10 protein-coding genes are annotated in these 11,858 nt (G+C 33.4%); 6 read left to right on the forward strand and 4 right to left on the reverse strand.

Annotated elements, in window-relative coordinates:
* Positions 1 to 170: 170 nt before the first annotated feature.
* Together AAHM80_RS00635 and AAHM80_RS00640 are read right to left on the reverse strand one after the other, a co-directional pair.
* Positions 171 to 731 (reverse strand): IS630 family transposase, encoded by a 561-nt coding sequence (locus AAHM80_RS00635; RefSeq protein ID WP_342259546.1) that lies wholly within the window; start codon positions 729 to 731, stop codon positions 171 to 173.
* Positions 725 to 1,225: a helix-turn-helix domain-containing protein gene (locus tag AAHM80_RS00640; RefSeq protein ID WP_342259385.1), complete on the reverse strand. Its 501-nt coding sequence runs from the start codon at positions 1,223 to 1,225 to the stop codon at positions 725 to 727. The genes AAHM80_RS00635 and AAHM80_RS00640 overlap by 7 nt, the downstream gene beginning before the upstream one ends.
* A 712-nt stretch (positions 1,226 to 1,937) precedes the next feature.
* Between AAHM80_RS00640 and tnpA the strand changes: the two genes are divergently transcribed.
* Entirely contained in the window at positions 1,938 to 2,369 is a 432-nt protein-coding gene (tnpA, locus tag AAHM80_RS00645) for an IS200/IS605 family transposase (protein WP_342259494.1), read from the forward strand.
* Here the strand turns inward: tnpA and AAHM80_RS00650 are convergent, their stop codons facing one another.
* Positions 2,370 to 3,458 (reverse strand): hypothetical protein, encoded by a 1,089-nt coding sequence (locus AAHM80_RS00650; protein ID WP_342259972.1) that lies wholly within the window; start codon positions 3,456 to 3,458, stop codon positions 2,370 to 2,372.
* Positions 3,459 to 3,954: 496 nt separating this feature from the next.
* Here AAHM80_RS00650 and nuoF point away from each other — a divergent pair, with 496 nt between their 5' ends.
* From nuoF to AAHM80_RS00675, 5 genes are all read left to right on the forward strand, one after another.
* Positions 3,955 to 5,220: an NADH-quinone oxidoreductase subunit NuoF gene (gene nuoF / locus AAHM80_RS00655; protein WP_342259973.1), complete on the forward strand. Its 1,266-nt coding sequence runs from the start codon at positions 3,955 to 3,957 to the stop codon at positions 5,218 to 5,220.
* A gap of 42 nt (positions 5,221 to 5,262) precedes the next feature.
* Entirely contained in the window at positions 5,263 to 6,249 is a 987-nt protein-coding gene (locus tag AAHM80_RS00660) for a hypothetical protein (protein WP_342259974.1), read from the forward strand.
* 63 nt (positions 6,250 to 6,312) lie between these two features.
* Positions 6,313 to 6,579, forward strand: coding sequence for a type II toxin-antitoxin system prevent-host-death family antitoxin (locus tag AAHM80_RS00665; RefSeq protein WP_342259975.1), 267 nt, complete (start codon positions 6,313 to 6,315; stop codon positions 6,577 to 6,579).
* Between the two features lie 334 nt (positions 6,580 to 6,913).
* The gene (miaB, locus tag AAHM80_RS00670) at positions 6,914 to 8,251 is read left to right on the forward strand and encodes a tRNA (N6-isopentenyl adenosine(37)-C2)-methylthiotransferase MiaB (RefSeq protein WP_342259976.1); all 1,338 of its coding nucleotides are present in this window, start codon (positions 6,914 to 6,916) and stop codon (positions 8,249 to 8,251) included.
* A gap of 160 nt (positions 8,252 to 8,411) precedes the next feature.
* Positions 8,412 to 10,787, forward strand: coding sequence for a penicillin-binding protein 1A (locus AAHM80_RS00675; protein ID WP_342259977.1), 2,376 nt, complete (start codon positions 8,412 to 8,414; stop codon positions 10,785 to 10,787).
* Between the two features lie 2 nt (positions 10,788 to 10,789).
* Here the strand turns inward: AAHM80_RS00675 and AAHM80_RS00680 are convergent, their stop codons facing one another.
* A complete protein-coding gene (locus tag AAHM80_RS00680; RefSeq protein WP_342259978.1) occupies positions 10,790 to 11,857 on the reverse strand; it encodes a tetratricopeptide repeat protein in 1,068 nt (355 codons plus the stop codon).
* Between the last annotated feature and the right edge of the window lies 1 nt (position 11,858).

Here is an 11,858-nt window from a genome sequence, read left to right on the forward strand (position 1 = left end):
CGCAACAAAGTCAGTCAATTTACCATAACCTTCCTTTATTTACTGCTTTAAGAGCAGGTTTAGTAGGTTTAGTAGGTGTTGCTAGTTCTCTTTTAATTGTTTCGACATGCCTTAACGTTTTTTTTACTTGTTGAATTTCTATTTTAACATTATTATACCAATTGCAATAATTAACACGGTGTATTTATCCAGTCTCTATACATAATTGATTTTACTAAATCTACATTATGAGCAAATTGATTCCAAGCGTAACAAGCCATAGTGACGATATCTTCATATACACCATAACATTGGTTAGACAAGAAATGATTTTTGATCCATGCCCAAACTTGTTCCATTGCATTAAGTTCCGGTGCATAGGGAGGAAGCGGTATCAAAGTGATATTGCTTGGCACAGTTAGTTTTTTGGCTGTGTGCCAACCTGCATTATCCGTTAGTAAAGCTATATGTCGGTTGCCTTGAATACTGCGAGAAAGGTCTTCTAAGAATTTATTCATTGCCTGTGTATTTGCATATGGTAAAATTAATGCAAAAGCTTCTCCTGTATCATGGCAAGCAGCTCCATAAATATATGTTGAAATGAATTGCTGTTGCCGAACTTTACGGGGTCTAGTGCCACGCTTAGCCCATATACGAGTTAAGCTACCTTGTTGCCCAACTCGAGTTTCATCCTGAGACCATATATCAACTTTACATCTATCGATATTTTTTGATAATAATTCTGTTAGCATGTCTGGGAAGTTTTTTTATATGTATTTTGAGTCTCTTGATTTGACTTTGGATGCATTGAACGAGAAGTAATCCAGCTAAAACCAAGGCGGTGCATAGTATTGTAGACTGTTTTTAAAGTACATTTAGCACCATATTCCTCAAGTAACATGATATGTAGCTCCTTTCCAGTTATATACCCACCAGTTTTACTTTCACTGAGCGTATTGATTTTATCAAAAAGAGCAGACTCTTGTATAGTGTTAATCTTCCTAGGGGCACCGCTTCTTTGTGATTCAAATAATCCTTCAAAACCATGATTCCTAAATCTTCTGAGCCATGATTGCACAGTTTTCCAGTGTGACTTCACTATTTCAGATATGGCTTTAAAAGATTTGCCTAATTGAAGGTAATACATCGCCAATAAACGTATACGATTTCGACCATGCGGCTCATGTTTCATCATTTTTATAAAATCATGACCATGAAAACCTTGCGGTAATATTAACCTAGCCATTTGAGTACCTTTATCAGTTAAAAACCCATTTTACACCACTGCGTTAATTATTGCAATTGGTATAAGAGGAGGTGGTGGTGTGGACACTGAAGTTGACATGGTTGGTGCAGTTTGATTGCTATATTTGTCTGTAAGATGTGTAGCAATATCCTGTAAATTATTTGTAGAAATAGGTAATTTTTTAATCACAGAAGAATACCAAGATTTATCTGATGCAATTTTATTTGTTATGTCAGATATTATCTCATCTTTATGATTTATTAATTGCTCAGAACCAAGTTCTATTAAAGTCGGAGATAATTGTTCCGAGATTTTATTATTTTGTTGTTCTGTAATCTTTATATCTGTTTTATTTTGAATTCTGTTAATAGATTCTTTAAGGATTGGTTTTGAGACTAATTCTGCATCTTTATCTTTAATAATTGGATTAATAGAATCGGCAAATCGTTTGATATTTTCTTCTGTAATTTTTGTTGCATCTAAGGTTAGAAACGAAGAATTTTTTGGAGCATTATCTACACTAAAAAATTTCTGAGCTTCCTTGCCAATTAAGCTATGTAGCTCTGTTAGTTTCCACTCTTCAAATAACTCAATGATAGGTAAGCCACTAGTTTGACTAGTGAGACCATCAAGGCTTGGCCTTTAGATTTAGTATAAAATAAAAAGTTATCATATATAACTTCTTTGGCTTGACGGTCAAAGGAGAAAATATATGACAACATACGAAAGTTTAAATCATTCTAAATGGGATTGCAAATATCATATTGTGTTTATTTCAAAGTGTCGTAAAAAAGAATTGTACGGGAAGGTTAGAAAATATCTTGGGAACGTATTCCATGAGTTAGCTTTTCAACGTGGGAGAAAGATCATAGAGGGGCATATGGTACAAGATCATGTGCATATGCTCATCAAGATTCCTCCTAAATATTCTGTAGCTGAAGTAATAGGCTATATCAAGGGGAAAAGTGCTATAGCCGTTGCTAGGCAGTTTGGTGGACGAAAACGTAATTTTAATGGAGAAAAGTTGTGGGCTAGAGGTTATGCGGTCTCAACTGTAGGATTTGAAGAGAATCAGATCAAACACTACATTAAGAATCAAGAGCAACTTGATAGTTTAGGCTCTGACGAATCAGGAGAATTTTAATTAACAATGGCAGCCCTTTGGGCTGCTCATAACCGTCAAGCCCCTCGCTTTGCGAGGGCGTTCTGACTCAGTTGCTAATTCACTGGGTATATGGACATAAGGTAGAAGCTGTTTACAAAAAGCCTCTTGTCTGATCTTTTTTTCTTCTATAGAACCAGTATCTTGTATATTTATACTAAGAGTCAATAAAAGTTTTTTAGTTTCATTTTCTCTATAATTAACAAACTCTGGACTTAACCCATTATTCCTACTATCTATTAATTCTTTTATAAAAGAATTAGCAGATTCATTAACTGCATTAGAAAGAACTGTACGTTCTGTCTTATTAAGTTTTGTGAACTCTTTAGCAAATTTAACAGTTTTATTTCCTTGGCTAATAGTTTTATTAAAAATATTAAGTTGCTCGGTACTAAAATGTCTTGCATCTGCTTGTAAACTTTCCATAGTTTTGTTAATTACTGTACTGGCATAATCTGATTTAGGAATTGCTTGACCTTTTAACTCTAATATTACTTTTTTAACAGCTTCAAGAGCGATCTTATCCTTATCATTGTTACTTTTAATATCATTTAATACAAATCCCTTTAAACTAGCTTCTAAGTTTGCAAATTGCCTATCTGCTTTTGCCTTGTCATTGTCGTTCATAAGGCTTTTAGAACGTTCTATATTTAAACTAAAATTATCAAGAAGTTCTTCTGTCTTTTTATCAGATAAATTACAGTAAAAACTTTCTGTTGCTAATCCAGTCATTACACTCATAAATGATTCGTTAGTACCAATGAGTACTCCATTAGCTATAAATTCTTTTGATAATTGTGGAGTTGGTTGTTTTAGAAATTTAAGTTTATATGTGTATGCCCTTCCTATTAATTTATTTATATTTTCAATCTCGTTTTTAGTGTTAACTCTAATAATATCATCTTTTTTATCTGCTAAATGGCTATCACTTTCGTACCCAGAATCAATAGATCTTACTGATATATTATCATCTTGATTCGTACTATATTCAGAAAGAATAGACTCCTTATCACTCTTAAAATTAGATATATTTAAATTACTGGATTCTATAGTTGCTCTATCGTCTGACATAAAAACCTTTCATTATACGCGAATTTGGGATAAGAATTTGTCAATTCTTATCCCAAATTCGGTGAAGTTATAGAAACAATCAGATTTGAGACGGTTCTGCATCTGATTGTTAAATTAATATTTTGCTAAAAACATGATTTTAAAAGATTAAAATCATGTTTTTAGCTTTAGAAAGGTTTAAAATGCATTCGCAAAACCGCTTTAAGAATGCATTTTTCCTTATATTAAAGCCAATTCAGGATAAGAATTAGTTAATTCTTATCCTGAATGGGGGTATTATATTAATCATAAAATTGGAAGACATATAATCCCTATTACATAAAGAATCTCTATTGAATTGATGATTCTTGCAAGCATTTTAATATAGAACAAATATACTTAACGCATTTCAGAGTTGGTGTTGTTGTATTTTTGTGCAAAACCCTGCTAATATTTATTCTTCACAATTGTTTGCCTTCAGCTATAATATCATATGTAGATATTCTAAGAGTTAATTATGTTACAAATTAGCGATAAAATTTTTTCTAATCTTAGTGGGCAGAAAAAATATGATATAATAAGCAGTAAGCAACGTGGAGATTGGGATAATACAAAGGATTTTATTGTTAAAGGTAGAGAATGGATAATTGATGAAGTAAAAAAATCAGGTCTACGAGGGCGGGGTGGTGCTGGATTTTCGACTGGCACCAAATGGTCGTTCATGCCTAAAGATCACCCGAAACCTAGCTATCTAGTGGTTAATGCTGATGAATCAGAACCTGGTACGTGCAAGGATCGTGATATTTTAAGGTATGAGCCACATAAATTAATTGAAGGTTGTTTGCTCGCCAGTTTTGCTATTAACGCACATACTTGCTATATATATATTCGTGGTGAATTTTATAATGAATCCTCCAATGTACAGCGTGCTATAGATGAGGCCTATGATGCCGGTTTTATAGGCAGTAATGCTTGTGGTACAGGGTATCATCTTGACATTCATTTGCATAGAGGGGCTGGGGCGTATATTTGCGGTGAGGAAACAGCTCTGCTCGAAAGCTTAGAGGGCAACAAGGGCTTCCCTAGATTAAAGCCACCATTCCCGGCTAATTTCGGCTTATATGGTTGTCCAACGACTATTAATAATGTTGAATCAATTGCCGTTGTGCCTACTATACTCCGGCGTGGGGGTGATTGGTTTGCTGCAATCGGTAAACCTAACAGTAGAGGTACGAAGATTTTCTGTATTTCTGGTCACGTAAATAAACCATGTAATGTTGAAGAAGCCATGGGTGTACCTTTAAAGGAGTTGATTGAAAAATATGCTGGAGGTGTACGTGGTGGCTGGGACAATCTGAAAGCTATTATTCCAGGCGGCTCATCAGTACCATTATTACCAAAGTCACTATGTGAAGATTTGGCAATGGATTTTGATAGTTTAAAATCAGTTGGCTCAGCTCTTGGGACTGGTGGAATTATTGTTATGGATAATTCTACGGATATTATTTACGCTATTGCTAGGCTTAGTAAATTCTATATGCATGAATCTTGCGGTCAATGTAGCCCATGTCGAGAAGGTACAGGTTGGATGTGGCGAGTTATGATGCGACTGGTACGCGGTCAGGCAAAAATAGATGAAATAGATCAGTTACTGGACGTTACAAAAATGATCGAAGGTCGTACTATTTGTGCCCTTGGAGATGCTGCTGCTTGGCCTATTCAAGGGTTAATTCGTCATTTCCGTCATGAGATTGAAGAAAGGCTAGCCAAGCAAGGGGTTTAGTTTAGATTGCTCTGTTACTGTTAGCAAATTAGTATCATATAAATGAAGAAAATAATAGCTCTGAACATAAGTAGAAAATCTCAATTTATTATTGCATTTGCTATGATGGGGTTATTATTGCTTATACCATGCTGTAGTTGTTCATCTTGTATTACTTACATGTTACCATCAGAATATTTAAATAATGGAAATTTAGCATATTTCCAATTTAATAATTATAATAAACTACAAGAATTACTTCCTAAAAATATTAGATATATCGAACAATATAATATAATTGCCAGTGGACAATTTAGTGTTAACCAATTTAAAAATGCTATTGGGTGTAAAACAGATATTATTGATGTTGATTTAAGGAATGAGTATCATGGATTCAATGATCTAAACCCAGTGTCCTTTATCAGTTTACCATATAATGACGTTAACGCTAATAAATCTCAAGAGGAAATTATACTACAGGAGCAATATCTTTTTGATTCAATATTACCAACTTACAAGCAACTTAGTATATATGTAAATAATTTGAAGACTACGCCAACAAAGAAGGACCTAGCAATCTGTATACCTATTTCTACTAAGACTGAAGCTGATATAATGGCAGATTTGAATATTGATTATTATAGAATTACCACATTAGATCATCGAGAACCTAATCGTGATAATTTAGATAGAATGGTAGCACTTTTTGATCAAAAATTAAAATTAAATCCAAGTCGATGGGTTTATTTACATTGCTTAGGTGGAGATGGTCGTGCCACGACAGCTACAGCTGAGCTTATGATGTTAAAACAACAAGAAGCTGGCGAGTTACAACCATTCGATGATTTGCTAACATATGTAGAATCTGTGAGTAATGGTTATAAGTTAGTCCCAAGTTGTAAGCCTAGTGATCAAAATTATCGCTGTCAATGGAAGTGGGATCGTTATAATACCTTAAAAATATTCTATAATTTTGTACAAATAAGAACTAAGAATCAAACTTTTAGTGATTGGCATAATGTAATGTTCCAAAAGGAAAAGACATTGTAATTAACTTGATTATATTAATAATTTATGTTCTAATTAATAATATTAATTATAATAATTATTATCATGGAAGAATTAAATGCAACTGAAGTAAAACGTGAGTTTGGTGAATTACTTATCAAAGTGCAAACAGAACCTATCAGCATTAGTAGACATGGCAAGCCTATAGCTGTAATAGTTTCTGATAAAGAGTTTCATGAATTAGAATCTTTTAAAGAACAAGTATTAAAACTTGCAATTTCTGAAGGATTAGATGACTTAGCAAAAAATAAAATACACTCTCATAAGGTTGTTTTTGATAACTTAAAAATAAAGCTTAATGGTTCAGTGTAAATTTACAAATAGTGCGAAACGTGATCTTGAAGATATTACAGATTATATACAAAACATTGGGGAAGGCAGCAAACTATAAAATATTTAGATGAGATACATAACAAAAGAGCTAGGCAGTAGCAAAATCGAGCGGCGTAGCGTACATGAGTAACGGAGCAGCTTCGATCTTTAGACACGACAACGCCAATTCTTGAAGTTCTACCTGAGTATACTATAAGCTTCATAACTTTCCAAACCTCAATAACCTCAAATAAAATCATTCCAAAAAAATATGTCATATTTTTTACAGTATTATATATAATGCAACCTAATTTATTTTTGTTAAGTAAAAAACGTGAAAAAAAAGCTTTTTATTAAAACTTATGGATGTCAAATGAATGTATATGACTCCATCAAGATGCAGGACTTGCTAGACCCATTTGGTTATCAGCCAACTGATTCTATGTACCAAGCTGATATGATTATTTTAAATACTTGTCATATTAGGGAAAAAGCTGCAGAAAAAATGTATTCCGAGCTTGGTCGCATCAAACAAATTAAAGATGATAGAAAATCAAAGGGAGAAGGTAATGTAATCGTTACTGTTGCTGGATGTGTTGCACAAGCTGAAGGTGATGAAATTTTTAGAAGAGCTAGTTATGTAGATATAGTAGTAGGACCACAATCTTACTACGATTTACCAGAGTTGATAGCAAAAATTGCTAGACATGAAAAACATGTAATTAAATTGGATTTTGTTGAAGAAGCTAAATTTGATAAGCTACCTGAACAGTCTAATATACAAGGAGTAAGTAGCCTTATTTCAGTTCAAGAAGGTTGTGACAAATTTTGTACTTTCTGTGTTGTACCTTATACTCGGGGTGCAGAATTCTCAAGGAGTCTAGAACAAATATACAGGGAAATTATAAGCTCCGTTTCAAACGGAGCAAGAGAAGTAATCTTGCTAGGTCAGAATGTTAATGCTTATCATGGAAAAACTATTGAAGGCAAAGAGTATAGTTTAGCAGATCTAATCAGCTACATAGCAGAAATACCAAGTCTTGAGCGTATTAGATACGTTACTTCTCATCCTATTGATATGACAGAAGATTTAATTCTGTTACATGGGTCTGAGCCAAAATTAATGCCGTTTTTACACTTGCCAGTACAGTCAGGTTCTAACAAAATTTTAAAATCAATGAATCGTAGACATAACAGAGATTATTATTTTGATATTATTAATCGTTTAAGAAATGCGAGAAGAGATATAGTCTTTTCATCTGATTTTATTGTAGGATTTCCCGGAGAAACGGATGAAGACTTTGCTGACACTTTAGATCTAGTAAAGAAGGTTGGTTATGGTCAGTGTTATTCTTTTAAATATAGTCCAAGACCTGGTACACCTGCTGCGGTTAAAGAGCAAGTGCCTGAACATATAAAATCTAGGCGTTTAGCAATTTTACAGCAAGAAATATCTCGCCAACAATTATTGTTTAATGAAAGTTGTATTGGCAAAATAATGCCAGTATTATTTGATCGTGACGGTAAATTGGACAATCAACTGATAGGGAAAACATGTTATATGCAGTCGGTGCATGTAATAAACCCTGCAAAAGATTTGTTCGGTCAGATTATCGACGTAAAAATTACCGAGGCTGGGGCAAGTAGTTTGAGCGGAGAAATGGTGCTGTGATCCAATTTACGCGAATTCGGGATAGGAATTAACTATTCTTATCCCAGTCATCACAACGTAAACTGGGAGCTAAAAAATAAACAGGAAGGATGTTTTAGATGATGATATTATATAAAATAAAACTTTTACTTGAATAAATGTAAGAAACACACTATCAAAAATGCTCAAACTTTTTTATATATTTTTTAAATTATTTACAATATTAGGGCTAATAGCACTTAGTGTGTGTATATATTTGTTATATCATTACTCTAAGGATTTACCGGACTATTCTCAATTTGCCGATTATCATCCACCATCGGTAACAAGAGTTTATGCACAAAATGGAAAATTAATGGAGGAGTATGCTTTGGAACGTAGAGTTTTTGTACCTATTAGTAGTGTACCACGCTCTCTCATAGAGGCGTTTATTTCAGCAGAAGATAAGAATTTTTTTGAACATCCAGGAGTTGATGTTATAAGTATAATCAGAGCAGCAATATTAAATATCTCTAATATCGTACACCGTCGTAGAGTGGAAGGAGGGTCAACTATTACCCAGCAAGTAGTTAAGAATTTTTTATTAAGCTCTGAGGTATCGATAGAACGTAAGATTAAAGAGGCGATTTTATCATATATGGTCTCAAAAACTTTTACTAAAGATCAAATTTTGGAGTTATATCTTAATCAAACATTTTTTGGTAGGGGAGCTTATGGAGTTGCCATGGCTGCTCAGAATTATTTTAATAAGTCTATTGAAGATTTAACTGTTGCCGAATCAGCTTTTATCGCTGGTCTACCAAAAGCACCATCAAATTTTAATCCGGAGAGAAATTATGCTAGGGTGAAAGATCGTAGAGATTATGTTATTATGAGAATGTTGGAAGATGGTTATATAACGCAAGAGACAGCAAAAGAAGCAGTAGATAGTCCTATTACTTTGCAAAAGCGGGATCGTAATGAAACCGTTACAGCCGGTTATTATGCTGCGCAAGTACGGGAAGAAGTCATTAGTAAAATTGGCAGTAAAGAATATTTCTATACTGGAGGGTTAACGGTCATTACTTCACTTGATGCTGGTTATCAGCAAGCTGCAGAAAATGCTCTTAGGCAAGGCATAAGAGCATATGATAGGAAGCATGGTTTTAGAGGAGTCATAACTAATATTGATCTAAATAACTGGCAAGATAATTTAAATAAAGTAGCAAAGCCTCCAGCTATTTTAGAATATCAATTAGCTGTTGTGTTAAATGTTTCGGATAATCAAGCAGAAATTGGTCTTTGTGACTCTAGTAAGTCAAAAATAGTTTTATCAGAAATGAAGTGGGCAAAAAATGATCTTAAATCAGTAAAAACTCTTTTAAAGAAAGGTGACGTTGTAGTAGTCGAAAAAGTAAATGCTAATTACTATTTGCAGCAAATTCCTACTGTTAATGGTGCGATTATAGTGATGAATCCTACAACAGGTCAGGTACTTGCCAGCGTTGGTGGATATGATTTCACAGTTAGTAAATTTGATCGTGCTACTCAGGCACTGCGACAACCAGGGTCACTCAGTAAAACTTTTGTTTATCTTGCTGCTTTAGAAAACGCAATCCAGCCAAATAGAATTTTTGAAGATGGTCCAGTAGAGATTCCGCAAGGTCCTGGCATGCCAGTTTGGCGACCAAAAAATTATAAAGGGAATTTTCTAGGTTCAATTACTATGCGTATAGGGCTTGAGAAATCACGAAACCTTGTTACTGTTAGGGTAGCACAAGCTATAGGGCTAAGCAAAGTTGCTGAGATAATCAAGCGATTTGGTATTAATAATGAGCCGAAGAGATTTTACTCTATGGTGCTTGGTTCGCTCGAAACCACACTAGAAAAAATGACCAATGCTTATGCAATAATTGCTAATTCAGGAAAAAAAGTTACGCCGCATTTCGTAGAGCTAATTAAAGATCGTAATGGTAAAATAATTTATCGTAGAGATAATAGGGAATGTAAAAATTGTAATGTATCTGACTCCCAGCTTACTGATAACTTATCACTCCCTATCCTACCTCAACCCGACTATCGGATGATTACCGATGAAGCAAGTGATTATCAGATTATCTCATTTCTCACTGGAGCAGTTGAAAGAGGTACGGCAACCGCTGCAAAAAAACTTGGTAAGGTTATAGCTGGTAAAAGTGGTACTACCAACGATAGTATGGATACTTGGTTTATTGGTTTTACTCCAAAAATAGTTGTCGGAACATATATTGGTTATGATACGCCAAAAACACTAGGAAGAACTGCAACAGGGTCAAGTGTTGCCTTGCCTATATTTATTGATTTTATGGAGAAGGCTTATTCTGATATTCCATCACTGGCATTTAAAGTACCAGAATCAATTAAATTGTTACCAATAGATCCAACAACTGGCAGAATTACTTCTGCTAGTAGTATTATGGAAGCATTCAAAATTCATGATATACCAGTATTAGATTATCAAGAAGAAAACCAAGGTCAAGATAATGATGCTTTCCATAATATCCCTCCCGAAAAAGATCCTTCTCAGGAGATATATTAATCTCAAATATCATGAAAAGGTAATAGTTCAGGTTCATTTTTAAGATTTTTAATCTTTTCCGGTAAGCCTAAATAAGCGGCTATAGCTAAAAATAGCCCTAAATATTGTTTAGGGTTTACTAACATTGCTAGATCTTCATAAATTCTTAAAGGTGGTACAGAAGAAAATTGCTTATATAATTCTACAATCTCAAAAGAAGGGTTATTTGTGAAGGCAGCTTTTAATATTTCAATGTTTTTATTATTCCAGCTAGAAGAGTTCATAGGTAGATAAAGATTTAATGCGGAGATATGTGAAGGTATAAGTTTAATAGCTGATTCTAAATAATGGATAGCATCTTTTGTCTCATTAGCTTCTAGCATATTTTTGGCAGCGTCAACATAATAATCAGCTACTTTGTTCTTTATAGACTCTAGTTTTTGTGTGTCAACTCTGTTAAGTTTGGATACCACAAAGATAAATTTTGTCCACAGAGAAAGTTTAGCATAACAATCAAGTAAAATTTCTAAAGTTTCACTATCAAATTCATTTAGGTTAAATGATCTAACAGCATAATTCTCAGCTGTTTCATACATATTATTTTGATAAAATATTTGTGCAAGTCTTTTGGTAACAAAGGCACTATAATGTTTAGATTGCTCTAATTCCTGAAAATATTGTATTCTTATTGAAGTATCTAATTCTGCTTCTGCTAAAAGTAAAGTATGAAATACCTTGTTTTCTTCGCTTAAACGGTAAGCTATTTTCTGACTAGTTGCTACTGACTTTGATTTTTCACCAGCAATATATTCTGCCATAGCCTTCATCAGTAGGTAATTATCAGTAGTGGCTCTTTTGGAAAAGAAAATATCTTTTAAATTAGCAGGTAGGTCAATAATTAGAAATATTATTTTTAAAAAAATAGCACTAAAAAGTGTAAATAATATATATAAAATAATGAAAGTAAAAAAGGAGGTTTCTATATAATAATCATATAAATTTAAGGTTAATGTTGAGTCAAGCTGATTTAAGACAGAAAAGCCTAAATATAATAACAAAAATGTAATACAAATTATTAATAATCTTATCATT

Origin of the sequence: Candidatus Tisiphia endosymbiont of Metellina segmentata (genome assembly GCF_964030715.1) — a bacterium.
Taxonomy (GTDB): domain Bacteria; phylum Pseudomonadota; class Alphaproteobacteria; order Rickettsiales; family Rickettsiaceae; genus Tisiphia.